28 protein-coding genes are annotated in these 25122 nt (G+C 45.2%); 13 read left to right on the plus strand and 15 right to left on the minus strand.

Annotated elements, in window-relative coordinates; genetic code table 11:
* Positions 1-177: 177 nt before the first annotated feature.
* Positions 178-633, plus strand: coding sequence for an HAD domain-containing protein (locus ACP2WE_RS11820; protein WP_425215753.1), 456 nt, complete (start codon positions 178-180; stop codon positions 631-633).
* A 362-nt stretch (positions 634-995) separates the two neighbouring features.
* The gene (locus ACP2WE_RS11825) at positions 996-1562 is read left to right on the plus strand and encodes a Uma2 family endonuclease (protein ID WP_425215754.1); all 567 of its coding nucleotides are present in this window, start codon (positions 996-998) and stop codon (positions 1560-1562) included.
* Here ACP2WE_RS11825 and ACP2WE_RS11830 read toward each other — a convergent pair.
* The 4 genes from ACP2WE_RS11830 to ACP2WE_RS11845 all read right to left on the minus strand — a co-directional run bounded on the left by ACP2WE_RS11830 (position 1548) and on the right by ACP2WE_RS11845 (position 4390).
* A complete protein-coding gene (locus tag ACP2WE_RS11830; RefSeq protein ID WP_425215755.1) occupies positions 1548-1766 on the minus strand; it encodes an AbrB/MazE/SpoVT family DNA-binding domain-containing protein in 219 nt (72 codons plus the stop codon). The two genes, ACP2WE_RS11825 and ACP2WE_RS11830, sit on opposite strands and share 15 nt — an antisense overlap.
* Before the next feature lie 111 nt (positions 1767-1877).
* On the minus strand, positions 1878-2375 hold the full coding sequence (locus ACP2WE_RS11835) for a DUF2726 domain-containing protein (RefSeq protein ID WP_425215756.1): 498 nt from the start codon (positions 2373-2375) through the stop codon (positions 1878-1880).
* A gap of 25 nt (positions 2376-2400) precedes the next feature.
* Positions 2401-3333, minus strand: coding sequence for a hypothetical protein (locus ACP2WE_RS11840; RefSeq protein WP_425215757.1), 933 nt, complete (start codon positions 3331-3333; stop codon positions 2401-2403).
* A gap of 88 nt (positions 3334-3421) precedes the next feature.
* Positions 3422-4390 (minus strand): DNA polymerase III subunit delta', encoded by a 969-nt coding sequence (locus ACP2WE_RS11845; protein ID WP_425215758.1) that lies wholly within the window; start codon positions 4388-4390, stop codon positions 3422-3424.
* A gap of 65 nt (positions 4391-4455) precedes the next feature.
* Between ACP2WE_RS11845 and rdgB the strand changes: the two genes are divergently transcribed.
* Positions 4456-5064 carry an RdgB/HAM1 family non-canonical purine NTP pyrophosphatase gene (gene rdgB / locus ACP2WE_RS11850; RefSeq protein ID WP_425215759.1) on the plus strand — a complete coding sequence of 203 codons (609 nt, stop codon included), beginning with the start codon at positions 4456-4458 and terminating at the stop codon, positions 5062-5064.
* Positions 5065-5198: 134 nt separating this feature from the next.
* Here the strand turns inward: rdgB and ACP2WE_RS11855 are convergent, their stop codons facing one another.
* Both ACP2WE_RS11855 and psbN read right to left on the minus strand, forming a co-directional pair.
* On the minus strand, positions 5199-5651 hold the full coding sequence (locus ACP2WE_RS11855) for a molybdenum cofactor biosynthesis protein MoaE (RefSeq protein ID WP_425215760.1): 453 nt from the start codon (positions 5649-5651) through the stop codon (positions 5199-5201).
* Positions 5652-5665: 14 nt separating this feature from the next.
* Positions 5666-5797, minus strand: coding sequence for a photosystem II reaction center protein PsbN (gene psbN / locus ACP2WE_RS11860; RefSeq protein WP_330481912.1), 132 nt, complete (start codon positions 5795-5797; stop codon positions 5666-5668).
* Between the two features lie 80 nt (positions 5798-5877).
* Here psbN and psbH point away from each other — a divergent pair, with 80 nt between their 5' ends.
* From psbH to ACP2WE_RS11885, 5 genes are all read left to right on the plus strand, one after another.
* A complete protein-coding gene (gene psbH, locus ACP2WE_RS11865) occupies positions 5878-6072 on the plus strand; it encodes a photosystem II reaction center phosphoprotein PsbH (protein ID WP_425215761.1) in 195 nt (64 codons plus the stop codon).
* A 160-nt stretch (positions 6073-6232) separates the two neighbouring features.
* Positions 6233-6547: a TatA/E family twin arginine-targeting protein translocase gene (locus ACP2WE_RS11870; RefSeq protein ID WP_425215762.1), complete on the plus strand. Its 315-nt coding sequence runs from the start codon at positions 6233-6235 to the stop codon at positions 6545-6547.
* Positions 6548-6586: 39 nt separating this feature from the next.
* Positions 6587-7192, plus strand: coding sequence for an aminoacyl-tRNA hydrolase (gene pth, locus ACP2WE_RS11875; RefSeq protein WP_425215763.1), 606 nt, complete (start codon positions 6587-6589; stop codon positions 7190-7192).
* A 51-nt stretch (positions 7193-7243) separates the two neighbouring features.
* Positions 7244-8104, plus strand: coding sequence for an ABC transporter ATP-binding protein (locus ACP2WE_RS11880; RefSeq protein ID WP_425215764.1), 861 nt, complete (start codon positions 7244-7246; stop codon positions 8102-8104).
* A gap of 26 nt (positions 8105-8130) precedes the next feature.
* Positions 8131-9273 (plus strand): nucleotidyltransferase family protein, encoded by a 1143-nt coding sequence (locus ACP2WE_RS11885; protein WP_425215765.1) that lies wholly within the window; start codon positions 8131-8133, stop codon positions 9271-9273.
* An 8-nt stretch (positions 9274-9281) separates the two neighbouring features.
* On the opposite strand, the gene ACP2WE_RS11890 is transcribed toward ACP2WE_RS11885, so the two are convergent.
* The gene (locus ACP2WE_RS11890; protein ID WP_425215766.1) at positions 9282-9542 is read right to left on the minus strand and encodes a hypothetical protein; all 261 of its coding nucleotides are present in this window, start codon (positions 9540-9542) and stop codon (positions 9282-9284) included.
* A gap of 279 nt (positions 9543-9821) precedes the next feature.
* On the opposite strand from ACP2WE_RS11890, the gene ACP2WE_RS11895 reads away from it, so the two are divergent.
* Positions 9822-10136 carry a 2Fe-2S iron-sulfur cluster-binding protein gene (locus tag ACP2WE_RS11895; protein WP_425215767.1) on the plus strand — a complete coding sequence of 105 codons (315 nt, stop codon included), beginning with the start codon at positions 9822-9824 and terminating at the stop codon, positions 10134-10136.
* A gap of 655 nt (positions 10137-10791) precedes the next feature.
* Here the strand turns inward: ACP2WE_RS11895 and ACP2WE_RS11900 are convergent.
* From ACP2WE_RS11900 to ACP2WE_RS11920, 5 genes are all read right to left on the minus strand, one after another.
* Complete coding sequence (locus tag ACP2WE_RS11900; protein WP_425215768.1) at positions 10792-11244, minus strand: ferredoxin; 453 nt, start codon at positions 11242-11244, stop codon at positions 10792-10794.
* Positions 11237-11617, minus strand: a complete 381-nt coding sequence (locus ACP2WE_RS11905) for a DUF1257 domain-containing protein (protein ID WP_425215769.1) — start codon at positions 11615-11617, stop codon at positions 11237-11239. The genes ACP2WE_RS11900 and ACP2WE_RS11905 overlap by 8 nt, the downstream gene beginning before the upstream one ends.
* 104 nt (positions 11618-11721) lie before the next feature.
* A complete protein-coding gene (locus ACP2WE_RS11910; protein ID WP_425215770.1) occupies positions 11722-11961 on the minus strand; it encodes a DUF2997 domain-containing protein in 240 nt (79 codons plus the stop codon).
* Between the two features lie 228 nt (positions 11962-12189).
* Complete coding sequence (locus ACP2WE_RS11915; protein ID WP_425215771.1) at positions 12190-13134, minus strand: serine hydrolase domain-containing protein; 945 nt, start codon at positions 13132-13134, stop codon at positions 12190-12192.
* A 600-nt stretch (positions 13135-13734) separates the two neighbouring features.
* Entirely contained in the window at positions 13735-14364 is a 630-nt protein-coding gene (locus ACP2WE_RS11920; RefSeq protein ID WP_425215855.1) for a Crp/Fnr family transcriptional regulator, read from the minus strand.
* 17 nt (positions 14365-14381) lie between these two features.
* Here ACP2WE_RS11920 and ACP2WE_RS11925 point away from each other — a divergent pair, with 17 nt between their 5' ends.
* From ACP2WE_RS11925 to ACP2WE_RS11935, 3 genes are all read left to right on the plus strand, one after another.
* Entirely contained in the window at positions 14382-15578 is a 1197-nt protein-coding gene (locus ACP2WE_RS11925; protein ID WP_425215772.1) for an anhydro-N-acetylmuramic acid kinase, read from the plus strand.
* Between the two features lie 121 nt (positions 15579-15699).
* Positions 15700-16689: a Uma2 family endonuclease gene (locus ACP2WE_RS11930; RefSeq protein WP_425215773.1), complete on the plus strand. Its 990-nt coding sequence runs from the start codon at positions 15700-15702 to the stop codon at positions 16687-16689.
* A gap of 70 nt (positions 16690-16759) precedes the next feature.
* The gene (locus ACP2WE_RS11935; RefSeq protein WP_425215774.1) at positions 16760-19345 is read left to right on the plus strand and encodes a DNA polymerase III subunit alpha; all 2586 of its coding nucleotides are present in this window, start codon (positions 16760-16762) and stop codon (positions 19343-19345) included.
* A gap of 195 nt (positions 19346-19540) precedes the next feature.
* Here ACP2WE_RS11935 and ACP2WE_RS11940 read toward each other — a convergent pair whose 3' ends face one another.
* Positions 19541-19882, minus strand: coding sequence for a YciI family protein (locus tag ACP2WE_RS11940; protein ID WP_425215775.1), 342 nt, complete (start codon positions 19880-19882; stop codon positions 19541-19543).
* A gap of 332 nt (positions 19883-20214) precedes the next feature.
* On the opposite strand from ACP2WE_RS11940, the gene ypfJ reads away from it, so the two are divergent.
* Positions 20215-21078 carry a KPN_02809 family neutral zinc metallopeptidase gene (gene ypfJ / locus ACP2WE_RS11945; protein ID WP_425215776.1) on the plus strand — a complete coding sequence of 288 codons (864 nt, stop codon included), beginning with the start codon at positions 20215-20217 and terminating at the stop codon, positions 21076-21078.
* A 5-nt stretch (positions 21079-21083) separates the two neighbouring features.
* Here the strand turns inward: ypfJ and ACP2WE_RS11950 are convergent, their stop codons facing one another.
* Complete coding sequence (locus tag ACP2WE_RS11950; RefSeq protein ID WP_425215777.1) at positions 21084-22697, minus strand: mucoidy inhibitor MuiA family protein; 1614 nt, start codon at positions 22695-22697, stop codon at positions 21084-21086.
* Between the two features lie 56 nt (positions 22698-22753).
* The gene (locus ACP2WE_RS11955; RefSeq protein WP_425215778.1) at positions 22754-25009 is read right to left on the minus strand and encodes a DUF4139 domain-containing protein; all 2256 of its coding nucleotides are present in this window, start codon (positions 25007-25009) and stop codon (positions 22754-22756) included.
* Between the last annotated feature and the right edge of the window lie 113 nt (positions 25010-25122).

A 25122-nucleotide genomic window follows, 5' to 3' on the forward strand; every position in this document is an offset into this window, starting at 1 on the left:
GGTAGAGGATCGTCAACTTATACCAATTTCACTTAGATTTGCAACAGATCGAGATTTGAGTTCCGCGCTCCGCGCGGTCTTTCAAAAGATAATGCGTCGCATTATCTTTTGAAAATGGTATTAGATAAATCAGCAAGTGGTTTAACATCAACGATTTGCTCCCAGCCAAGGTAGAGAATGTTTATTTTCCTTGATATTGATGGAGTTCTTATTCCTGATAGACTGTTCGATATTTCCATGCCAAAAGTAGACATGACGAAATTTGATTCGACTTGTCGTATGGAATTTGAAAACGTTCTTCGTTGCTATCCCAAAATTCTCATTGTTATTTCCTCATCTTGGCGCGAAGTCTTTCCCTTTGAGGTAATCCCTCCACTCTTTTCACCAGATATTGCTCAACGGGTTGTGGGAGCCACACCATTTTTAGAAGACCTCACGGTTATTCAATTCTTTCGACATCAAGAAGTTCTTGCGTATCTTCGACAAAATCAAGCCGTAAACTCACCTTGGGTTGCAGTGGACGATATCCCCGAACACTATCCACCAGGTACAGCAGTTGTAGCAACCGATCCAAGCATTGGTTTCGATCGCATTGCCGCAAAAGCACTATCAGAATATTTGGCTTCATTTTAGCTTTTTGATTGACTTGCAGAATCCGAGCGATCGCATCGGGGGAATGAGATGAGAGCGAGGAAATCCTAAAGTGTTTCTGTGACATAATTTGATTTTAGCTAAAGTAAGATTGACAAATTTGCTTCTTTGGGAACAGGTATGAGAAATTTGAGTAATCTGGAGATGTCTAGTACAGCGTGGCATAAGTAAATCGACTATTTAAAATTTCAGACATCAGACACTATGTTCATGATCGCTACTCGATAGTGCATGGATTTCCGCCACGGTGTACTAGAAAAAGATTAAGATAGTGCAACAGTCAAAGCCTTATCTATCCGAGCTTTTTATATCTTTTGCCAAAAACGATTGAGGAAAGTTGACCTATGGTACAGACACCTAGCAAAGCGATCGCTCTAGAAGAATTTCTCAAGCTGCCTGAAACCAAACCAGCCAGTGAATTTATTGACGGTCAAATCATTCAAAAAGCTATGCCCCAAGGAGAACACAGTCGCCTTCAGCAGAAGTTGATCGCAGCAATTAATGCCGTACTGGAAGACAAGAAAATTGCACTTGCTTTACCAGAGCTGCGTTGTACTTTTGGAGGACGTTCTGTAGTGCCAGATGTGGCCGTGTTTACTTGGGGAAATATTCCTACTCACCCCGACGGTACGATCGCTAATAGTTTCAATTTGCCGCCTGATTGGGCGATCGAAATCCTCAGTCCCGACCAATCTGTAAATCGAGTCGTGGTTAATCTTTTGTACTGTCTGGATCGCGGCTCTCAAATGGGTTGGTTGATCGACCCCGCCGAACGTTTGGTGATGATCTACCAACCGAAACAGCAGCCGATCGCGATCGACAAATCAGAGCAAGTTCTAGCTGTTCCCAACTTTGCTTCCGAACTGCAATTGACGCTTGGGCAATTGTTTGACTGGCTAAAAGTTCACTAGTGCTCGAATGGCTTCAAAGTCTTGTGGCTTCTCTACCAAAACAGTTCCCCGCAAATCTCGCAAGCTCTGTCTGAGCGGTTGTAAAACGACTTTGTTGTCTCTCCACACAAATGCCAAGCGATCGCCTTCTTGAAGGTGTAATTCTTGGCGAATTTTACTGGGAATGGCAATCTGCCCGCGCCGTCCTATTTTGCTGATATGCATAATATTTGACTGACAAGCTGATTTATGACTGACATATTTGATTTTAGCCTAATAAGATTGAGAAGTCTGCTTCCTTTGGAATTATGCGACAACTCATAAAAACATCATTTATCAACGCTCTATAAATGACAATAAAAACTTACGCAAGTTGTCACGTCCTATGCCCCTATAGACATTGATCTCACAACGAACCTGATTTGGTTGTTCCGCACTGAAAAAACGAACAAATCCTTTTGATGGCTCATCGGCATAGAGTAATGGCAATCCTGCTTGCTTTAAAATTGCAGCTTTTTTACGATCTGCCTCTTGCCTCTCTGGTAAATCATGATATGGGCTTTGACGTTCTACACATATGATGGGAATAGAATGCATAGCCTCATGGCGGCTAATCAGAATATCGAGCGAGCTACAACTTCTCAAGAAATTTTTCAATTCCCAACTCAGGTTTGATTCTAAGACTAAGCCCTTAACTGTTCTTGCAAGAGATACTTCAGGAAACAGTCGATATTGAGAGTAATCTTGAAGAACGCCCTCAATCAATTCCATCAAACAAATCTGACCTTGAGGAAGGAATGAATTATTGTCACTGACTAAACTTGTTATTGTCATGATGCTAAACACATTTTAGTTTAATTTAGAATGGGATATCGTCATATTTTTGCTCAGAGTTTACGTTTGGTTCTTCCTCTTTAAAAAAAAATGAATGCGTTTGAGCTTCAATACGATCTTGAACATCTTCATACTTTGGTTCAAAGTCGAGATGAGGTTTTTCCCCGTTAGAGGTTAGAAATGATGCAATGTTTTCTCTCAACTCTAAAATGAGTTTTTTTAGCGATTCATAATCGGAAAGAGAGATTCGAGCAGTAGAAGGAAATCTCTGATCGCTATCTATTTCATAGCAGATATCTGCTTTAATCATATCTTTAATCACAGGAAAGTACTCAACAGTTGGAGAATCTTGATATTTAGGGATTTGAATAAATTCTCCAAAGTCTCTAATTAATTTTTGCCAATACTCTAGGTTCTTTGAATAGGGGAGAACAAGTAAACTATCACTTTCTATGTGCCATGCAATTCGTTCATCAAGACTTAAGAAGCTAGTAACTTCTTCCCCAACTAATGCATCAAATCTACCTACAAATTCTGACATCTCAACAATAGGAATATACAAAGCACCGTATCCATCTTCATAAACATCCCAACATAGGTGGAGTCTATGCCCGAACCATATTCTGTCATGAATAGATAGAGCTAAATCTGACTGTTGTTGCACGACATAGAGCGCTACTTTTGGACGTTTCGCATTTGTCCTAGGAATAATCGTTGCGTATTGTTTTCGATACCTCACTTCGTACAAATCTTTGAAACCCATCTCATCTAATAAAGCGATCACTGTCTCTATAGTTGGTACGGCTGATGTAGGAGCCACTGACACCAAATTAGAATCGTGAGAAGTATCTTGATGGGAAATTCCAAATAGAGCTTGAAGTTGTTTGACATCCCAAGCAATCTTTTGAGTGCCATCATCAAGAGTTAGCAGTTCAACATTTAAAGGCTGTCGATTCACAATTCTCATTTACCCAAGCATACTAATTTGGCTGATAATTTTATACTAACACACTAATTTGCGTTTTTGGGTAGATGGCTAAAATGATTTATATTCCTTGTAGCTTGCCAGCCATTTGTAAAAGCGTCACTTCCCAAACCAGACGCGGCTGTACGTAACCAGCCAATAAATGTTTTGCTTCTTCTAGAGATTTCACGACTTGAGAACGACCTTGCGATCGCCAATAGTGGTTTTGCAGATAGTCAATTAACCATAGTTGCGACTCCACATCGAGGTCTTTGGTAATTTGCTTGGCGATCGCCATCGCAGTTTTGGCATCGGGAGGCAGACTTTCCGTTGTGGCTAAAATCTCGGGTGGAATTGCTTGGAATTGTTCGTAAGCCGCGATCGCTTCCCCAGGGGAACCCTGCGCCAACGCCACAATTTGTTCGCGTAGATCGGCATATCCCACCCTGCTGAGAACCTCTAACAAAGAGGCGCGATCGAGGCGATAAAAGGGAATGCGTTGGCAGCGCGAAACCAACGTCGGCAAAATCGCACTGGCATCGGGGACAATCAGAATAATCGTAGCTCGTCCAGGTTCCTCCAGCGTTTTGAGTAAACCATTGGCGGCAGCTTCTGCCATCGTCTGTGCCTCTTGAACGATCACCACCGATCGCTTGCTCTCTAAAGGCGCATGACTCAAAAAATCAGTAATATCTCGAATTTGCTCTAGCCGCACCTGTGGAGAAGCCCGACGCTTTAAACCAGCCTCCTCTGCCTCTTTTGCCGTCAGCATTTTACCTTTGTCGAGATAGGTGGGCTCTACCCACAAAACATCAGGATGGTTGCGATCGCTGACCCTTTGACTAGATTTATGGGCGTTCGAGGCAGGATGTAAACCTGTATTCTGTATCAGGGTCTGGGCAAATGCCAAGGCTGTAAGGCTGCGACCAATGCCATTGGCTCCAGTAAAAATATAGGCAGGAGCAATCCGATCGGATTTAATCGCTGCCTTTAAGAGAGCGATCGCTTGGGTTTGTCCGACAATAGAATCAAAAGCAGAATCAAAAGCCACACAAAAACTTTAAAAGGGTCGAGACGATCTTAGCCCTACCTTTAAAAAATAGAATTCATAAATTTATGACGATCGAAGCCACAAAATTAAAAAAACTAGTTATCGCCAGCGGTAATCATGGCAAAGTCGCCGAATTTCGAGAATATTTGGCTGACTTGGGATTTGAGTTGCTGCCAAAGCCCGATGCACTGGACGTTGAAGAAACAGGCGAGACATTTATAGCCAATGCCCACCTCAAAGCCTCTCAAATCGCGATTGCCACAGGGGAATGGGCGCTTGCCGATGATTCGGGCTTAGAGGTAATGGCGTTGGGAGGAGCCCCGGGCGTATTTTCGGCGCGTTATGGCAGCAGTGACAGCGATCGGATTAATCGCATTTTGCAAGAACTTGACGATAATTCTCAACGGGAGGCTCAGTTTGTCTGCGCGATCGCTGTAGCTACACCCGATGGCAAGATCGTTGCGGAAGCGATCGGGGTTTGCAAAGGTGAAATTCTACACGCGCCTCAAGGCGATAACGGCTTTGGCTACGATCCGATTTTTTTTGTCCCAGAACAGGGCAAAAGCTTTGGGGAAATGCCCAGTCATATCAAAGCCCAGATCAGTCACCGCGCGATCGCGCTGAACATCCTGCGTCCTAAGCTCAAAGACCTACAGCCAGCAATTCAGCAGTAGCAACGCGAATTTATCTAGCCATCACGCACGATTCACGAGCAATTTTTTGCTCTGCTCAGAGTTTCTCTGCCCAGCAACAAAGAGGCAATTCATGAATTGCCTCTACAAACAAATAAAAATGGAATTGCTGGTTCTCAAGGGCAAAGCATTTGGGCATTTATGCCCTTCACCCAAGTGCTATCGCCATCTAGCCAATATTCTTTTTTCCAGATCGGCGCGTTTTGTTTGAGGCTGTCAATGGCATGACGGCAAGCTGTAAAGGCTTCGACGCGGTGGGGCGAACCTACAGCGATCAGCACGCTAATTTCACCCACGCGCAATTTACCCAACCGATGGTGAATCACCACACGGCTGAGATCGGGGCATAACTGCCGACACTCCAAGGCAATTTGCCCAAAGACCCGAAAAGCCATCGCGTCATAGGCTTGATAGTCGAGATAATCAACCGCTCTACCATCGGTGCGATCGCGTACCATACCACTCATCAAGACCACTGCCCCATTTCTGGCAGTATCCGCAGCCTGATAAGCCTCTGACACATCTAGCGGTGCAAAGGTCAGCTTAAAGTCGTCGGAGTCAATAGCCATGCTAGGAAAATGCCTTAATCTTCGTGATCTTCGTAAGGATCGCCCAGTTTTTTGCTAGGAGGGCCAAAAGCTGTATAGATGGATAAGCCCGTTAAGCAAACCAAAAAGACGGCGATGGTTAAAGAAATCGAAGTTGCATTGTCCATGAATTGAATTGGTGCTTGAGTAAGTGCTTTAATATTAGAATTATACTATTTCGTAACAATCGCTGTTTTAAATAATCACTATGTCACAACGCACTTGGCTAGGAGATATCCTCAGACCACTCAATGCCGAATATGGTAAAGTTGCCCGTGGTTGGGGAACTACATCCCTGATGGCGGTATTCATGGGGCTGTTTTTCGTATTTTTGTTGATTATTCTTCAGTTGTACAATTCCTCCTTGATTCTTGAAGGCGTGAATCTCAACTGGGGTGGCTAGATCGCAAAGCTCACATTTTTTGTTTGGATGAGTGCTAATTAGTCAAATCAGTCATAGCGAACAAACACCAGCTTTAACAATGCCCTGCTGCATGGCGGGGCTTTGCTGTAAGTTTGGGACAATGTATTGACAAAGTTATTAAGGGAGTATTTCAGGAAGTATGAATATTTTTGGCATTGGCTTACCCGAAATGATTTTGATTATGATCGTGGCGTTGCTGATCTTTGGTCCTAAAAAATTGCCAGAAATCGGCAAAAGTATGGGCAAAGCAATCAAAGGATTTCAAGAGGCTTCCCGCGAATTTGAGTCAGAGTTTAAGCGCGAGGCAGACTTGCTAGAGCAGCCCAAACCTGTGGCAACAACTGCTGCTGTCCCTCAGACCAAAGTCGAGGCTAAAGAAGAGACTATCGAAGAAGAAACGAAAGAACCCGCAAAAGAACCAGTCAAAGAAGCCGCTGAAGCGATCGAAACCTAATCTAAATACTCTGAAGCAAGATTCATTGACAAACGATTCATGGCTGACTCATCTCCGATCGCGTTGATTGTGGGCTTAGGAAATCCGGGGGCTGAGTACGAACGCACTCGGCATAATATTGGCTTTATGGCAGTCGATCGCTTAGCCCAGTCTTGGGGGATTAAACTCGCCCCCGAAAAGCGATTTCAGGGCATTGTTGGTGAGGGCAGAGGCTTGACAGGTGGAAAAATTCGCTTGCTCAAGCCCACAACCTTTATGAATGCTTCGGGGCAATCGGTGCGATCGCTGATCGATTGGTACAAATGCGAACCTGCATCGGTTTTGGTCATTTATGACGATATGGATCTGCCACTGGGCAAAATTCGACTGAGGCAATCGGGCTCAGCGGGTGGGCATAACGGCATGAAATCCATCATTTCCCACCTAGGAACCCAAGCATTCCCGCGTTTGCGTTTGGGCATCGGTCGCGGCAAACCAGAACACACTTCATCCACAATTAGCCATGTCTTGAGTGGGTTTTCCGCTGAAGAGGCTCCGATCTTGCCCGAGTTGTTTCGACTGACTGAGTCTGTAGTTACAGGCATCGGCAAAGATGGCATCGAAAAAACCATGAGTTTATATAACAGCGCCAGTGTCAGTATTTAAATTTTTACGCTTAACACTCCCCAACACCATAATCCTGAATCTCTCTCAACCATGAATCAACCTGTAGTACTCCTCGAACATGTTTATAAGTACTACAACCAAGTGCCCGTGGTGCAGGATTTGTCTTTAGCGATCGCTTCAGGCGAAATGTTTGGTTTACTAGGGCCCAATGGGGCGGGTAAGTCTACGACAATCAGGATGTTGACCACGCTGACCTCACCGAGTCAAGGACGGGTGGCGATCGCTGACTATGATGTAGTCAAGCAAGCACAGCAGGTCAAGCGTCATATCGGGGTGGTGCTTCAGCAAATCAGTGTCGATCCCGATCTGACTGTCTGGGAAAATATGGAATATCACGGCAGACTGCACCACATTCCCAACCCCGAACGCCAAGCCGTGATTCGGCAATATTTAGATTATGTCGAGCTGAACGATCGCCGCGATACGCCCGTCAGAAATCTGTCAGGCGGTATGAAACGGCGGTTGCAGATTGCCCGTGCCCTATTACACCAGCCTGAGATTTTGTTTTTAGACGAGCCCACCGTAGGACTCGACCCCCAAACCCGTCGCAGACTGTGGGAGATCGTTCGCGATCTCAAGTCTCAAGGCATGACGATTTTGCTCACCACCCACTATATGGAAGAAGCCGAATTTTTATGCGATCGCATTGGGATTATGGATGCAGGTAAACTGATCGAGATTGGCACACCAGAGTCATTGCGGCAAAAACATGGCATGGCACTGGTTGTCACCCAAAGCGAACGCGATCGCAAATTGAGCTATAAATTTTTTCCTGATTTTGAGCAAGCCAATACCTACCTAGAGCAACAACCAGACAAGCGCGGTATGATGGTTCGAGCTTCTAATCTAGAAGATATTTTTGTAGAACTGACTGGACGTAAGCTAGATTAAGTGTTGATCGCAGAGGAGATAAAACTATGAAAGCCATGATCTTGGCGGCGGGCAAAGGTACAAGAATCAGACCGATTACGAACATTATGCCCAAACCCATGATTCCAATCATGCAAAAGCCAGTCATGGAGTTTTTGGTGGAACTGCTACGGCAGCATGGGTTCGATCAAATTATGGTGAATGTCAGCCATCTTTCTGAAGAAATTGAAAACTATTTTCGGGACGGTCAAAAATTTGGCGTGCAGATGGCTTACTCCTTTGAGGGCAAAATCGTTGACGGTCAGCTCGTTGGTGCTGCCCTAGGCTCGGCTGGTGGGCTTAAAAAGATCCAAGATTTTTCGCCATTTTTTGACAGTACGTTTGTGGTCATGTGCGGAGATGCCCTGATCGACTTGGATCTGACCCAAGTTGTAAACTGGCATCGTCAGAAAAAAGCCCTTGCTACAGTTGTGATGAAGACTGTCCCTAAAGAAGAGGTTTCTAGCTATGGGGTGGTGGTAACCGATGATGATGGCAAGATTTTACAATTCCAAGAAAAGCCCAGTGTAGAAGATGCACTCAGTAACAACATCAACACGGGAATTTATATCTTTGAGCCCGAAATTTTAGACTATATTCCCTCGGGTACGGAGTTTGACATCGGGGGAGAGTTATTCCCCAAGCTCGTTGCGGCTGGCGCTCCTTTTTATGCAAAGGCGATGGACTTTCAATGGGTAGATATCGGAAAAGTCCCTGACTACTGGCAAGCAATTCAAGGGGTTCTAACAGGAAGCATCAAGAATGTTAAGGTTCCAGGGCATGAGGTAAAACCTGGCATCTTTACGGGGCTAAATGTATCGGTAAATTGGGATAAGGTCGAAATTGAGGGCCCTGTCTATATTGGTGGGATGACGCGCATTGAAGATGGGGCAAAAATTATTGGGCCGACGATGATTGGGCCTAACTGCCATGTTTGCAGTGGTGCATCGGTGGAGCGTAGTGTGATTTTTGAATATTCTCGCCTGTCGGATGTACGCCTTGTCGATAAGCTGGTGTTTGGTCGCTATTGCGTTGATAAAACGGGTGCCACCATCGATCTACAAGCAGCTGCTCTAGACTGGCTGATTACCGATGCCCGCCAACATCAACAGGTCAAAGTTCCCACTGAGATCGAACAGTTGCAAGCCTAATTCTTGACCTAGCTGTGTCGATTTACTTCTGTTTGCAACCAAGTGTCTACAGGCTCTCCGTCTTTTCGTCGCAGCTCAATTTCTACCAATGCGATCGCGCCTGACCCCACAGGTGCCATTTTGGGGTGAAATAAAATTTCGTATTCTTTGGGATTATGCCCGCGTTCTTTGAGCCAGTCTTGCACTTTGATCGAGGCAAACATAGATTGTCCCTGCTCGATTAGCCGATTGACTTGCATTCGGAGTGTGATCGGATTAATTTGTGGCATGGTGTTTTTGAAGGATGGGCTGGCGATCGCTTAAAAAGCCTGTTTGGAGAAAGCTTAATTAATTAAAAAAGTATAACTAAATACCAAAAAGTCTAAATCTACTTAAACAATGTTCATCATCAGGACTTACGCACGAGCATTATAAAACTTACTAGAACATAAGAAACCCCATCTTTTTAAGGCATGGAGTTTCGCTGTCTCTATGGAGTTTAACTCTCTACGCAAGCCCTGAACCATAAAAACAAACAATCACAATAATAAACAAACATTGAGAAACCTATGGCAGTTTATAACGTGCGATTAATTGGTGAAGCGGAAGGAATTGATGAAACGCTGGAAGTGGATGAGGATGAGTTTATTCTAGATGCAGCAGAAGCCGAAGGTATCCCACTCCCCTATAGCTGCCGTGCGGGTACTTGTTCCACATGTGCTGGCAGGGTGATCGAAGGAGATGCACAGGAGTCAGGTGGAAATCCTGATATGTTCTTTAACAAAGGTCAACGCATGGCTGGGTTTCGCCTTCTGTGCATTGCTTCTCCAACCTCTGACTGTACTGTTCTAATTCATCAGGAATCGAATATTTCTAAGTTTTGATTTAGAGATATCAGACATTCCTTGCGACGCGATCGCATACATTCTCAGTTTTAGGTTCTCAATGCATTCACACGCTGAATTTATTGGGAACCTTATTTTCCCACCACTACACATTCTCAATATTCTTCTTTTCAGAGGTTGGTCTGGCGGCAGTTTAGGGATACCTGAATATACGTGGGAGCCATTTGAGCTATCAGAGCAAGCATATCAAGCTGTTTTACCCAAAATCTTCAACCCAGACTGGTCATTGGTGGTAATACCAGACAGGAATCATAACGTTTAGCGGTTGGCAACTTCCCACAGATTTTTGGGAATGCGATCGCAGATTTTGGGATTTGGAATTGTGTGCGATTTGAGATAAAAGTCAACAGAGATGATTTGGTATTGGGATAGATGGGTTATAGAGCAACAGATCGTTGAAGTGAAACAAGTAAAGCTGTAGATGAGCCTCAACACCAATGGCGAAGTGGGCAATTTTCATACTGTCAAATATACTTTGGTTTGGAAAGATTACAATTGATATACGTCGGCATTAATGATGATTGGTATTTTGTCGTGGAGGATTGGAATTAATCAGTCACAAAAAAACTGGGCAGATTTTCTCTCTTTGATACTATTGACAAGTTCTTACTAGATTTATTGTTGAGCCCAGATACTACGAATGACTGTGAAACCCTCCTTCACTTTTAATCTCACGACTCTTACGATGTCTAGCTCGTAAAGTGGAGCCGTCACCAATGATGCCAAGATTTTGGATAATCTGCTCTTTACGGGCAGCTTCTAAGCCAGCTAAGTCAGTGTAGTTAACCCAAGCGATACAGTCTACAGGGCAAGTATCGATCGCTTCTTGGACAATTACTTCTTCATCGCCATCTTGAGCAATTACCCTCGCTCTGCCATAACTTTCTTCTAAAAAGAAGGTATTCCGAGCCGTATGAGCGCAGTGACCGCAGCCAATACAGACACCCTCATCGACATAAACGGCATTTTGACGGAGCGCGCCGCCAAGTTCTGGCTCAAAACCAGAGCGATCCGCATCTTCATGACGCAGATCGCCGCCTAATTCAGGCTCAAAACCCGTGTAGATATCGGTTTGAGGATTAGCCATTCCAACGCTGCAAAACGAGGCGAACTGAGCCATCTTCTCTGACTTGTTGTTCGGCGAGGGCAAAACCTTGATTTTCTGATTCGGTCATCACGGTTTGCACGGCATAGCCTTGCGTGACTTTTCTTAAGAAGCTTTCGACTGTCCAAGGTTGCTGCCAATACTGCATATCCGCAACCAGTTCGTACTCTGTGCCATTCCAACGGAAGCCCACATCATAGCCGTTGTCTTGCTCGATCACGACTTCAGCCGTAGCGGTTGCACCCTGATAGCCACGTAATTCACCAGATTTCCAGCTTACACCTAGATCGGTCAGTGCTTTTTGAAGGGGCTCAAGAGTGCGAATTTGGGTTTTAACTTGGCTGAAATGTGACATATAGGGGTTTCCTCAGTTAGACGACTAAGTTGGTTAATTCGGTTTTTAATAAATCTAGACGATCTTAATAAAAGTTCTTACTTTGACTCATACTTTGAAATGATTTACCACTGACTAAAGCCTGATTCAGAAGGCTCAGATACCTGATTGAGTTGAGAGGTTGTCGTTGTTTGCGTTTGAAACTGCTTTTGCGCAAAATTCTCGGAAGTAAGTTCGCGAGATGCGACAACGCCCAACTTTGCCTCGATCGCCGCTGTAACTGCGGCACAACTGGAGCCAATGATGCCTGTCACGCGTTCTTCAACTCTGCCGTCAGGGTGAATGATAAATTCCAAAGTTTCCATGCTTGTTATGAGCTTGAACTTTATGTAGATAGTTTCGCCTACAGTTTATATTAGCGTCAAGAACTTTACAAAACTAAACTTAACTATGTGAAATGTATATGTAGTAGGGGTATACGCTCATATTTTGCTTGGTTTGGGCATATTTGCGATCGCGGCTTTATAAAATCTATTCCTTTTGAGCTACGTAACATTCATTTGACAATCGGCTATTCAGGCGATCGCTTAGATCTAAAACACTCCGCTAGCGATCGCCTGAAAGAGTGCAATTGTTTCCAATCTAATCTCGCCAGTTAAAGATTTCCCTGCTGCACTAGTCTTGACAATTACCACTTGATGCTTGGGGCTGACATAGATAAATTGTCCGCGATGCCCCATAGCAACAAAATCTCCATCAGCATCAGGTGGAATCCACCATTGATATTGATAGCCAAACCCAGAATATTCTTTCGCGTCCGTGAATCCAGCCTGTAAATCTGGGCGATCGGGAATGGTAGATTCTTTGACCCAGTTCTCGGATAAAATTTGAGTGTTATTAAGCTTACCGTTATGTAGATAGAGTAGTCCAAATTTTGCGTAGTCTCGAAGCGTAGCATTTAGACAGCAAAAAGTAATTTCAGTTCCATAAAGATCTGTCAACCATGATGCATCAGATTCCGCCCCAAGAGGTTGCCATAGTTTTTCCTGAAAGTAATCGGCAATACTTCTGCCTGTTGTACGCCTGAGAAGCAATCCCAACACATGAGAATCCAAACTCATATAATGGAATTTTTTACCAGAAGCTCCTTCTGAGGGGAAATCAGAAATGATTCGATCCATGGGACGAGCATAGAGAAACAGCTTAGGTAGAATCTCATTGATATCAGATTTTGGGTTGGAATAGCCTTCGTCAAAGCGAACTCCTGAAGACATTTGGAGGATATGCTTGATAGGAACATTGTTATAGCCTGAGTTAATTAATTCGGGAACATATTTAGTAATTGGATCGTTGACACTATTGATTTTTCCCTCAGCGATCGAAATTCCAACAAGAGCAGACATAAATGATTTTGCCATCGACCAAGAGGTATTTCGAGCATTGGCAGAATTACCACGAAAATATTTCTCATAGACAATCACATCATTTTTTAGCACCAAAATTCCAGTGGTGGAAGTTCGATCTAAGATCTCAGCCATCTCATGATTTTCCCCTCCAAATTTATAGGAGATATTTAGTTCGCGAATGTTCTCTTTCAGTTTGTAAGGCTTAGATGAACGAACAATCGATTTACTAGGAAAGATACTTTCCATTGAACGAAAATTTTCTGCGATCTTATTTATCTGAAATAACGTCTGTTTAGGATAGAGATAAATTCTCCACCAGCTAATCCCAGATAAAGCAATCAGAAATATCATGAAACCTAAAAACATATACAAATTCTTGATTTTCATTAAATTAGCCCCTCAACTGGAAAGAACTAAATACTTGGGCAACGTTGGTAGAAGGGAATAAATCTATTCAAAGGCATCAAGCTAGATTCTAAATTTGTGGCAAGACGCATCCTGAAGGGAATCACAATGCTCATAGATATAGCAAGCAGTCTTCACTTTAAAACAAGCAAGAGACATGGGGTTAAAGCTTTCTATAGCAAAGTTTCCACTATACTTTTCTCATTTGAATACCGCTGCTGTTTAAACTCCTTTAATCCATCCTAGATTACTAATCCAAGGGAAGTAAAGGGGTATTTCTTGACTTATATCAAGAATTGATATTTATCAAGACTTTTTAAATGTTTTTTAATGACGCTTCTCGTTCATGCGTCGTCTTTTTCCCTCTTTTGCACGAAGACGACTAAGCGTTTCAGGGGTCATGCCCAGATAGGATGCTAAATGTACAAGTTTCACTCTATCTAAAATATTAGGATGTCTTACTGATATTTGATCGTAGCGTTCTGCTGCACTCATAAATAAGTGAGAATTCAATCTCGATTGAAGTGTGATGTAGTGCATCTCATAAAGTAATCTTCCAACCTTATTCCAAATTAGGTCTTTCTCATAGAGCAATTGTAGATTTGCATAGCTAAGCGAGAGTAACTTACTATCTGAGGTGAGTATTATGCTTTCTAAACTGGGAACACGCAAAAGGAAGCTGTGTGCCGAATGCACAAATTCTCCTTCAAATCCTAACCATGTTACAAACTCTTTCCCCTCTTTTGTATAAGAAGACCTTGCTGCTCCTTCTACAATAAAATGAGTATGATTACAGATCTCACCACATTTAAGTAAAATGGTGTCTTTGGGCAAATCTTGAAACTCAAACAGATTGCATATTTCCTCTTGCTGCTTAAGAGTGAGGGGGTAAATTTGATTTAAGCACTTCAGGAGTTTTTCATGCATCTCGACTGTCCAACTCTGCCCAAAAATCATACTACTCAAGTTTTCTTATGAATAAAAACAGGCAAAATTCAGTGCTGGCGGTTGGCTTAATCAGTGGTACATCGGTAGATGGCATTGACGCGGCTTTAGTCGAAATTACGGAGCAGGATGAAAAGCTGCAAGCTCGTCTGATTGCGGGGCATACCTTCAACTACGATCCGAATTTGAGGGCGGAGATTTTGGCAGTCTGTGCGGGGGAACCCAGAGCGATCGCGCAGTTTTGCGAATTAGATGACAGGATTGCGGCGGCTTTTGCGCAGGCAGCGATCGCCATAATCGAGCAAAATCCACAGCCTAGCGATTCCTTAGCGGATGCGTCCCGCCGCAAACCAAATTTCATTGGTTCGCACGGGCAAACCGTGTTTCACCGACCACCGCTAGGAATTGAGGCAAGTGGGAAGACGACTCTAGGCTATTCGGTGCAATTGGGGCGCGGTGCGGTAATTGCCGAATTGACGGGCATAAAAACCATCAGTGATTTTCGGGTGGCGGATATCGAGAGAGGCGGTCATGCTGCACCGTTAGTCCCCATGCTCGATTGGCTTTTGCTCACCCATGCCACCCAAAATCGTGCTTGTCAAAATATTGGGGGCATCAGCAATGTCTGCTATTTGCCAGCGTCGGGGGCACAGGATCTCGTGTTTGGGTTCGACAATGCCCCAGGCAATGTCTTGATCGATATGGCAACCCAGAAACTCTTCAACCTGCCCTTTGATGATAGCGGGCAACTAGCGAGCCAAGGCAATTTTTACTTGCCCTTGATTGAGTCATGGTTGCAACAAGAATTTTTTCATACGCCGCCGCCAAAATCCACAGGGCGCGAACTATTTAGCCCCAGCTATCTGGAGCAATGTCTAGAACAGTGCCAGCAAGCCCAACTTTCAAACTATGACATTTTAGCAACCCTGACAGAATTTACAGCCAGAGCGATCGCCTTGAGCTATCGTCAATTTTTACCGAAGTTTCCCGATCGGGTTTTGCTCTGTGGGGGTGGTTGCCGCAATCGCTATCTGGTCGAGCGTCTGCGCGATCTGCTTGCGCCTGCCGAGGTGATGAGTACCGATGATGCGGGGGTCAATGCTGATTTTAAAGAAGCGATCGCCTTTGCAGTGCTGGGCTATTTAAAATTGCAAAAGCGATTGGGTAATTTACCGAGCGTTACGGGCGCAAAGGGTTCTGTGGAGTTGGGGCGTGTTTATGGATAGCTACTAGTACCTAGCTATTAGCGATTAGCTCTTTATAGCCCTCAAAGTCAAGCCGACGAGGGAAGGTCAAAGCTTATGCTCGTTATGTTAAAGTTAAGCCATTGTATCTCTTGGAGTTACTATGGAAACCATTCAAACACTTGTGTTGCCAACCACTCCAGCATCATCTCTTGTTGACACATCCAAAACTAACCTACCCGATCATACGCAATTACCAGAATCTGATGGAACCTTTGTGAAGAATTTTCAGGAACACCCACAAAGTCTTGTTTTAACAAGTTCCATCGAGCCAATCTTACAAAAGCTGCATCCTGATGGGCGTTACTGTATTGGACAGGATAGTGGTATTTACTGGACTTTGACCGAGCCACCTGAAAAGGGTGCAGAAGCTCCAGACTGGTTTTATGTGCCGAATGTCCCTCCACTTCTGAACGGAGAGTATCGCCGTTCCTATGTAATGTGGAAAGAGGAAGTTATTCCTCTGATTGCGATTGAGTTTGTCTCTGGCAATGGAGCTGAAGAAAGAGATGCTTCACCTCCTCCAGATAATGATGAGATTGACGTAAATACAGGGAAGAAAAAGAAAGTTGGGAAGTTCTGGGTTTACGAACAAGCAATTTGCATCCCTTTTTATGCAATTTATGAGGTGAGGAAAGCTTCAGTTGAGGTTTATCATCTAGTTGATGGACGGTATGAGAAGTTGCAGCCTAACGAACGCGGTCATTATCCGATCGCTCCGATGGGAGTTGAGCTTGGTATCTTGCCTAGTAAGGAACAACCTCCTGTGCCTTGGTTGCGTTTCTGGGATGCAGACGGGAATTTGCTTTTGACAGGCGATGAAAGAGCTGTTTTTGAGATGAAAGCTCGGTTACAAGCTGAGTTGGCTCAACAGCAGGCTGAGGCGATCGCTATCCAAGCCGAATTAGCCCAAAAGCAGGCCGAACAGGCACAGCAACAAGCCGAAGCGATCGCGGCTCAAGAACGTCTTGCCAAACAACAGGCAGAAGCAATCGCCGATCGAGCTAATCTAGAAAAACAACAAGCAGAACAAAAAGCCCAACGGCTTGCGGAAATGCTCAAAGCGATGGGGATCGACACCGATCGAATCTAAGCTAAAGGAATCGCACGTACAGCTAACAGCTAAATTCTCTCTAAATTCTATCGTTGCTAAAGGGTTTGTTATGTCGTCATTTGTTGGTCTCCATGTTCACAGTGAATACAGCTTGTTGGATGGGGCGAGTCAATTGCCTAACCTGATCGATCAAGCCGTGGCTTTGGGCATGGAAGCGATCGCTTTGACCGATCATGGAGTGATGTATGGGGCGATCGAGCTGATAAAAACTTGCCGCAATAAAGGCATCAAACCGATCATCGGGAATGAGATGTACCTTCTGAATGGCGACTATACCAAGCAGGAGAAAAAGCGTAAATATCACCAAGTCGTACTTGCCAAAAACACGATTGGTTATAAGAATCTGGTTAAACTAACTTCGATTTCGCATCTCAAAGGATTTCAAGGCAAGGGCATCTTTGCGCGTCCCTGCATCAATAAAGATGTTTTAGCCCAGTATAAAGAAGGCTTAATCGTCACCTCGGGTTGTTTGGCGGGAGAAGTGCCACAGGCGATTTTACAAGGACATCCTGACATTGCTAGAGAAGTCGCCACTTGGTATAAAGAGCAATTTGGCGAAGATTATTATTTGGAAATTCAAGATCACGGCTATCCCGAAGATCGGGTTGTGAATGTGGAAATTGTCAAAATCGGTCGCGAACTTGGGATCAAAGTCGTCGCTACCAATGATTCGCACTTTGTCTCTTGTCATGACGTGGATGCCCACGATGCGCTGCTTTGCATTCAGACAGGCAAACTGATTGAAGATCAGAAGCGTTTGCGTTACAGCGGTACGGAATATCTCAAGTCTGCGGATGAGATGAAGATGTTATTTCGCGATCATCTAGAGGATGATGTGATTGCAGAAGCGATCGCCAATACGTTAGAAGTTGCGGCTAAGGTAAAATCCTACGATGTCATGAGCGAACCTCGTGCGGCGGAATATGAAGTCCCTCCAGGACATACGGCGGAAACCTATCTCACGGAAGTGACATGGCAGGGGATTCTCAATCGCTTTCGCACTCAAAATCGCAACGACATTCCCCAAAGCTATCAAGATCGCCTGCATTACGAACTCCAGATCATGCAGCAGATGGGCTTTTCTACCTACTTTCTAGTTGTGTGGGACTTCATTAAATATGCCAGAGACAAGAATATTCCCGTTGGACCTGGAAGAGGCTCCGCCGCAGGTTCGCTCGTCGCCTATGCTTTAGGCATCACCAATATCGATCCGATTCATCATGGCTTGCTGTTTGAGCGGTTTTTAAATCCCGAACGTAAGTCCATGCCTGATATTGACACTGACTTTTGCATCGATCATCGCGGCGAAATGATTGAATACGTCACCAAGAAATATGGGGAAGATCGCGTCGCTCAGATTGTGACGTTTAACCGACTCACCTCCAAAGCGGTACTTAAAGATGTGGGTAGAGTGCTGAATGTTCCCTATCGCGAAGCTGATGATATGGCAAAAATGATTCCCGTGTCTAGAGGTAAGCCCACGAAGCTCAAGGTGATGATTTCTGCTGAAACACCTGCCCCTGATTTTAAGGAAAGATACGACAAAGACCCCAAGGTGTTTGAGTGGCTGGACATGGCAATGCGGATCGAAGGCGTGAACAAGAGTTCGGGCGTACATGCGGCGGGTGTGGTAATTTCGCCCATGCCTCTCGATGAGATTGTTCCCTTGCAACGGAACAATGATGGCGCTGTAATTACCCAATATCCCATGGAAGATTTGGAGTCCTTGGGGCTGCTAAAAATGGACTTTTTGGGACTGCGGAACCTTACCACGATTCAACATACGGTCGATTGGATCAATCAAACCAAAGATCCCAGCTTCAATGTCAATAAAATGATTCCCGATGAGAATACGGAGGCCAATGCCAAAACCTATGCCGTATTGGCGAAAGGAGACTTAGAGGGTGTCTTTCAGCTTGAATCTTCGGGTATGAAGCAAATCGTGAAAGATTTAAAACCTTCCAATATTGATGACATCTCCTCAATTCTAGCGCTCTATCGTCCGGGCCCACTGGATGCTGGTCTAATTCCCAAGTTTATCAACCGCAAGCACGGTCGAGAACAGATGGAATACGCACATCCCGATCTAGAGCCGATTTTACAAGAAACCTATTCCATTCTTGTATTCCAAGAGCAAATTATGAAGATCGCTCAAGATCTAGCTGGATATACCTTAGGGGAAGCCGATCTTCTTAGAAGAGCGATGGGAAAGAAGAAGCCAGCCGAAATGGAAAAGCAAAGAGAGAAATTCCTCGATGGCGCGGCTAGAAATGGCATTAAGCCTAAGGTGGCTACGGACTTATTCGAGCAGATGATTCTCTTTGCAGAATATTGTCTCAGCTACGATACGCCTGTCTTGACTGTGGAATATGGATGGATGCCAATTGGCAAAATTGTCGAAGAAGCGATCGCTTGCCAAGTCTATAGCGTTGACCCCAACGGCATTGTCTACACCCAAGCGATCGCCCAGTGGCACGATCGCGGACAACAAGAGGTATTTGAATACATCCTAGAAGATGGTTCCATCATCAAAGCCACCAAGGATCACAAGTTTATGACCACAGAGGGAGAGATGCTCGCGATCGATCAAATCTTTGAGCGCGGACTAGAACTTCAGCAAATTAATCCTTTGTAAAGCGATCGGCGATCGTTCCATTCAATCAGATCTAGCTTAATATCTGGTATTCAATGGATAACGCAAAAGATCACCCGGCCGGAATTAATCTTTTTAACTTGGTTTATTCTTGATACCGGCTCGGGTGCATCGCCTTGTTGGGTTTACCAGGGTAATATTTTCTATACATAACATTTTATGAGCCAATTTTTAAAATTAATAGAATGGTCTAATTTGAATTTTCGCCCTACATGCCAATGCAGCTTTTCGTCCCCATTCCAAAGCATCTTTTTCATATAAGCATTCAATTATCCAAAATCCATCTAAATAATATCCATCATTAGAGTAGCGTCCATTATCATTATCATTTACATTTCCGCTATCATAATTAAATACTTTGGCCATTTTCGTTGGTTTCAGTCCACCAACATAGATTATTATTCCGGCACCATTCATTTCATCATTAAGTTCATCAACATCAATTCTCATTAATGGATCATCAAATACTTTTATATCATCATTTTCATGACGTATCACGCTAATTAAATACTTTGTCATGGTAGATCTAAATTTCTGGAAACCCAACTATGGATTATACAGAAAATTTCCGTATATTTACCCTAGATTAGGTGATTATACTGAAAGTTTCTGGGTAACACCCCCAATAAGGCGAAATACCCCGAAAGTTTCTGGGTAACGTACCGTTTCGGGGGAGTTATACCGACAAATGCTGGTCGATCGACCGAGCGATCGCTTCTAAAAACAAGTACTTCATTGATGTGTTTCATGAAATCGACGATCGCGCTTCAGCGTTAACGATTTACTAAGATCGCCACAGCTTAAAAGTAAACTATCATCGAGATGATGTTGCAAAAAACCGAGGAAGCAATATGAAATGGGATGAAATGCGCAAAAGTGACAACGTAGAAGATGTGCGTGAGGGTTCATCCTCTCAAACTCCCGTTGGCATGGTGGGTGGTCTCGGCGTTGGTGGCGTAGCGATCGCGGTGATTTTAGGCTTAATCTTTAAAGTCAACCCCGCCCAAATCATAGGATTTCTGCCCAATAATACAACTGCCCCAGTTACACAAAAACAGACCCAACCCAAAAACGATCGAGATTCAGAGTTTGTCAGATCGGTTTTAGGTGATACCGAAGATGTTTGGACGCGCATCTTTAAACAGCAACTCAATACCCAATATCAACCACCCAAACTCGTGTTATTCCATAGCAGCGTGAATTCGGCATGCGGATCTGCCCAGACTTCTTCAGGCCCCTTTTACTGCCCTGCGGACAAGAAAGTTTACTTAGATATGGGCTTTTTTCAGTACTTACAAGCCACGGCTGGCGCTGATGCAGACTTTGCCAGATCCTACGCGATCGCCCATGAAGTAGGGCATCACATCCAAAATTTATTGGGGACATCTGGCAAGGTCAGACAGTTAAAATCCAGCTCAGGCAAGGCAAAAGCCAATGAGCTTTCAGTAAGAATTGAACTCCAAGCTGACTGTTATGCAGGGGTGTGGGCTTTTAATACAGCACAACGCGGTTTGATCGGCGATCGCGATATTGAAGCCGCTCTTAATACTGCCACGCAAATCGGCGATGACTATTTGCAAAAACAGGCAAAGGGAAATGTCGTACCCGAATCATTTACCCACGGCACTTCGCAGCAACGAGTTAAGTGGTTTAAACGAGGTCTCAATTCGGGCGATCTTAATCAATGTGACACCTTTTCTACCGATCCGCTCTAGAGAATTTAAAATCCCTCAACTTCAGGTGAAGCCGAGATTGTATAAACCAGTCCTGCCACTCTTTGCGAGTAGGGAGCCAGATGCAATTGCCAAGTGCAAAAACCATTGGCATCGGGCTGAACGGCATCGGTGCTCGAGGGCGACAACACCTCCACTTGAATGTGTTCGAGTTCGGAAACGGGAACGCGCTCTGTGGTCGCTAGGGTTTTGGGGCGATCGCCAATGTTAGAAAGGTAGAGCGTTATGTTTTTGGTGATAGTTATCCATTTTGTCAGGTGGTTCTCTTCGCGCTTTTGCGATTCCGTCCGTTGGACTCTAATTGCGGCATCTACACCCCAACCTAGGGCAAATTTCTCTTTGGATGCGATGAAGTTCACAGAGGTTTTTCCGATAAATTCGGTAGATTTCACCAAGTCCACAGGACCCGCTAAAATTGGGAAATTAGAACTATTGGATTGTTCGCTCTTCAGCACGACTTGACAGGCAATTTCTGGCATCAGTACATATTCGATTTGGGTGGGAGTACTAAACTCAAATAATGGGATGCGATAGGGGCGACCGTCAGAAGGCACCGTGGCTTTACTTGCAGGACGCAACGTGCGAACTTCACCGCCATCCTCGACCCCAGGCAGTTCGATCGCATTATCCGTAGCAGCACTCGTTCCCAGCCCTGCTTGTTGAATGACGCGATCGCGCATTTGGATGGCAATGCGTTTGGGCTTTTCTTGTACGGTGAGCATATCGTCGCTGAGTAAGGGTGGCTCTGTCCCCAGCGAGGAACGCGCAGTGGAAAAGACCAAATCTACATTTGTCCAGTCCTCGCCTGTGTTTTGCCAAACACAACCATCGGTACGGAAGTTTAGAATTGAGATTTCTGTTGGGGTTCCTTCTGTTGGATTATCCTGAATTTCCCTTTCTTCAATTTGCATATGTGCTTGATGGTAGGGTCGCCAGAGCGCATTGGGCACAACATAGTCAAAGCTCAGTTCGTATTCACCTGCCTGTGGAATGGTTAGATCGGCTTCGAGGTGGGCAGTATAAATCGTGTCGGGACGCGATTGTTCGATCAGGCGTAGGCGCAGGCGATCGAGGGTTTGCCATAGCTGCTTTTGAGCCTGATGGGTCTGAAATCGTTCCATGCGCGTCTCGCGGATTTGCTGAAACAGGGTTTGGAATTGCGATCGCCATGCCATCGGATCGACCTGTCCCCATACCGCATCAATCGGCATTTCTAGAACGGCTTTGCAGACAATATGGCTCAGTTGAGCAAAGTGTTCCTCTAACTGCATCGCATCTTCGCTATATTCGTCAAACTGAATCCGATGCGATCGCCATTCTTCGTACAGTTGCCCCAGTACTTCCTGTTGAATCTCTTCGCGATTGCGCAAACGTCGCCGTACTCGCACATCGTTAACCCTTGCTGCGGTGGTGCGATCGCAAAATTCTGCCCGTAACGATTTGTCCGATAGAATGGGTGCAACGCGATCGACGGTGATGCGCCACAGCCCTTCTGTTAATGTAGCCTTACCCGTTCGCTGTACCTGCGCTCGATCTTCTAACAGGGTAACTGTCGTTACGGGCGCTGATAATGTGAGTAACTGAATATCCTCGATTGCCATATCGCTTTTCTTGCTTACTTTTACGTTTAAATTTCGAGAATCCTCTGAGCAATCTGTTATGCTTCGCGACGGTTGCCACCCACCAGTTCGCTATCGATAAAGGTTTTGACCGTATAGCTAGCTTCTAAATTTAGATCGCGATTGGCAGGGATCTGCACTTGCCAGCGATAGCCTCCCTCAAGGACTCGACCCCGTTCCTCTTGACTGTATTTCTGCCAAGGCGGCGACACCTGAGTAATTTGCACGTCCACTTTTGCCTCAGGTTGAGGCACAGGAATGCGATCGCGGACTTCTATGGCAATCTCGCGATCGAGGCGGTTGGCGATCGCAATCTGAATGCTATGCCTCAATTCGTTAAAGGCTACTAAGGTTTCACCCGATCGCACCTCTTCAAAGGTGGTATTCCGAGCTACCTTGATGCCTTGTTCGACACCCAGACCGAGTTCTATTTTTCCCTTGGGTGGAATCGTGGAAATCTGGGTTAAGAGCACATATTCGCCATCGACGTAAATATCTGCCGCACCGCGCAACAACGGAGCCTGCAAGGGATTCCGCAATTGCGCGATCCGAAACACATTCGTGTCTTCGCGAGGAACGACGACATAGCGCACATCGACATCGGCAGTTTGGCTGGTTAAAGCCACGGAATGGAATTGCCCATCGGAGGGAATGTCTACACGTCCTTCCCCCACATAGGTGTAGTCAAAGGAATGCGCCTCTTGTCTGACATTCGCACTCTTTGCAGGCAAACTCAGCGATCGGCAGGATATGGCAAGTTGGTTAGCCTCTTGCACGGTTTTCATGACGTTAAAGTAAAGCGTCACAGGCAATCGCCTGAGAATTTCGAGGTAAGTTGTTACTTGACTTGCCATGCTTAGCTTGCCTCGTTGCTGCGGATCGTCGGGCGAACCCAAGCGCATCCAAGCGTAATCGATCGCTTCCACTAAACTGCGATCGCCCTCGGGTTCAGGAGAATACATACTACTCGCACGCATCTCTTCTCGGGAAGTAAAGGTTCTAGCCTCACTGCTAGGTGCAGCCTTACTAACCCGAGCTAAAAGCGTAGACGCTGGTTGTGGTGAAGGTGATGAAATCGAAGGACTCATCATTGACCCCAAATCCAAAAACTCTTCAGATGCCGATCCAGGTACAGCCCCTCCTTTTGCTTCCATCCTAGTTAGACCTGTGGTTTGGAAACCTGCTGAAAGATCGGGAATTGTAGGAGGTTCACCTAAAGCCTGAACGGTTTCGATCTCGCTCAGTTTTGTGAGTTTTGGGATTTCCAAGGCTTCGTAGGCAGATCTACGGGCGATCGCGATCGAAGCTTCTTTCTTTTGACGTTCGTAGTCTTCAAATAATACTTCCGCACCTGCGGGAACGCTGCGCCAACCGAGTTTACGAGGCTCAGGTTGCGCTCTTCCTAGGCGTAAAGACGGAAGTTCGGGGAGTTCGCACCATGTGGTCGGTATTGCGGTCGATAGCTCTAAACGCACGCCAGTCCAATCTTCATGGGTACGTTGACAAATTAGAGCACGCACGGCGATCGATGCGGTATTGGTGGCACTATCCAAACGGCAGACATAGGTTGGAACCCACCGCGCACCAGGAATGAAATATTCCAAAACAAGCTGGCAGGAAGCCCAGTCGAGGGACAGTAGATCGGCGCGATCGCGGCAGGCTAATTTGGCGATCGCAGTTTTTCGCAGTTCGTGTGCCTTGACAGTTCTGGCGCTAGAGGCAAGGGCTTGTTGCTGTTCGAGGTCGCGGAGGTGCTCTTGGGCTTCATACAGTTTTGCTTTTACCTCGCGTTTTTCCTGCACGCGCAACCGTAGCTGTTCGTTCTTAAAACTTTCTAAAACTAACCGCGCTCCTGTGGGCGAAGAGGGTGGGGCTTTGCCCCGTTCTCCTTCGGGGCGATCGGGTAATGCTAAACCTTGCAAAATTGAGATTTCGTTCTCGATCAGGCCAAGTAAGTTATGTTCTAAGCGATCGACTTCAATCTGTGCTTCCCTAATCTCATCTTCGAGGGATGCCTTTTGCACCTCTGGCGGTGGTGGAGCGGTTAACCCAATGCGAACATCGGTTACTAGCAGAGGAATGACTGCATCTGACAATGATTCCACGCGGAGGCGCAGGCTACTGTCATCTAGGGCTAATGGCAAATCTGCAATCTCTACTTCCGTAAATTCTACGGTGGAGCGATCTCGTTCAGACCAAGAAATCTCAGGGAAAGCCGCAATGCGCGTGATGGTCGAGCCATCGCTGTAGACTTTAACTTTATCAATTTTAGAAACTAGGTTTGCGATCGCCATAGGTTTAGATTTCCTGACAAACTTTGATTTAATTTTAAGGTAATATTCCAGAAAATCTTACAAAATATGGTGGAAGCAATTTTCCGCGATACCTTTGCCAGCAATCAATTGTA

Origin of the sequence: Tumidithrix helvetica PCC 7403 (genome assembly GCF_965232925.1) — a bacterium.
GTDB lineage: Bacteria > Cyanobacteriota > Cyanobacteriia > Pseudanabaenales > Pseudanabaenaceae > Tumidithrix > Tumidithrix helvetica.

Coding starts and splice junctions, on each gene's coding strand:
- ACP2WE_RS11930 (WP_425215773.1), top strand. CDS start 15,700: ATGGAAACCATTCAAACACTTGTGTTGCCAACCACTCCAGCATCATCT.
- pth (WP_425215763.1), top strand. CDS start 6,587: ATGGCTGACTCATCTCCGATCGCGTTGATTGTGGGCTTAGGAAATCCG.
- ACP2WE_RS11955 (WP_425215778.1), bottom strand. CDS start 25,009: ATGGCGATCGCAAACCTAGTTTCTAAAATTGATAAAGTTAAAGTCTAC.
- ACP2WE_RS11940 (WP_425215775.1), bottom strand. CDS start 19,882: ATGACAAAGTATTTAATTAGCGTGATACGTCATGAAAATGATGATATA.
- ypfJ (WP_425215776.1), top strand. CDS start 20,215: ATGAAATGGGATGAAATGCGCAAAAGTGACAACGTAGAAGATGTGCGT.
- ACP2WE_RS11855 (WP_425215760.1), bottom strand. CDS start 5,651: ATGGCTATTGACTCCGACGACTTTAAGCTGACCTTTGCACCGCTAGAT.
- ACP2WE_RS11820 (WP_425215753.1), top strand. CDS start 178: ATGTTTATTTTCCTTGATATTGATGGAGTTCTTATTCCTGATAGACTG.
- ACP2WE_RS11895 (WP_425215767.1), top strand. CDS start 9,822: ATGGCAGTTTATAACGTGCGATTAATTGGTGAAGCGGAAGGAATTGAT.
- ACP2WE_RS11885 (WP_425215765.1), top strand. CDS start 8,131: ATGAAAGCCATGATCTTGGCGGCGGGCAAAGGTACAAGAATCAGACCG.
- ACP2WE_RS11880 (WP_425215764.1), top strand. CDS start 7,244: ATGAATCAACCTGTAGTACTCCTCGAACATGTTTATAAGTACTACAAC.
- ACP2WE_RS11870 (WP_425215762.1), top strand. CDS start 6,233: ATGAATATTTTTGGCATTGGCTTACCCGAAATGATTTTGATTATGATC.
- ACP2WE_RS11905 (WP_425215769.1), bottom strand. CDS start 11,617: ATGTCACATTTCAGCCAAGTTAAAACCCAAATTCGCACTCTTGAGCCC.
- ACP2WE_RS11920 (WP_425215855.1), bottom strand. CDS start 14,364: ATGATTTTTGGGCAGAGTTGGACAGTCGAGATGCATGAAAAACTCCTG.
- ACP2WE_RS11835 (WP_425215756.1), bottom strand. CDS start 2,375: ATGACAATAACAAGTTTAGTCAGTGACAATAATTCATTCCTTCCTCAA.
- ACP2WE_RS11900 (WP_425215768.1), bottom strand. CDS start 11,244: ATGGCTAATCCTCAAACCGATATCTACACGGGTTTTGAGCCTGAATTA.
- ACP2WE_RS11830 (WP_425215755.1), bottom strand. CDS start 1,766: ATGCATATCAGCAAAATAGGACGGCGCGGGCAGATTGCCATTCCCAGT.
- ACP2WE_RS11935 (WP_425215774.1), top strand. CDS start 16,760: ATGTCGTCATTTGTTGGTCTCCATGTTCACAGTGAATACAGCTTGTTG.
- ACP2WE_RS11915 (WP_425215771.1), bottom strand. CDS start 13,134: ATGGCTGAGATCTTAGATCGAACTTCCACCACTGGAATTTTGGTGCTA.
- ACP2WE_RS11950 (WP_425215777.1), bottom strand. CDS start 22,697: ATGGCAATCGAGGATATTCAGTTACTCACATTATCAGCGCCCGTAACG.
- ACP2WE_RS11825 (WP_425215754.1), top strand. CDS start 996: ATGGTACAGACACCTAGCAAAGCGATCGCTCTAGAAGAATTTCTCAAG.
- ACP2WE_RS11890 (WP_425215766.1), bottom strand. CDS start 9,542: ATGCCACAAATTAATCCGATCACACTCCGAATGCAAGTCAATCGGCTA.
- psbH (WP_425215761.1), top strand. CDS start 5,878: ATGTCACAACGCACTTGGCTAGGAGATATCCTCAGACCACTCAATGCC.
- ACP2WE_RS11925 (WP_425215772.1), top strand. CDS start 14,382: ATGAATAAAAACAGGCAAAATTCAGTGCTGGCGGTTGGCTTAATCAGT.
- ACP2WE_RS11910 (WP_425215770.1), bottom strand. CDS start 11,961: ATGGAAACTTTGGAATTTATCATTCACCCTGACGGCAGAGTTGAAGAA.
- psbN (WP_330481912.1), bottom strand. CDS start 5,797: ATGGACAATGCAACTTCGATTTCTTTAACCATCGCCGTCTTTTTGGTT.
- rdgB (WP_425215759.1), top strand. CDS start 4,456: ATGACGATCGAAGCCACAAAATTAAAAAAACTAGTTATCGCCAGCGGT.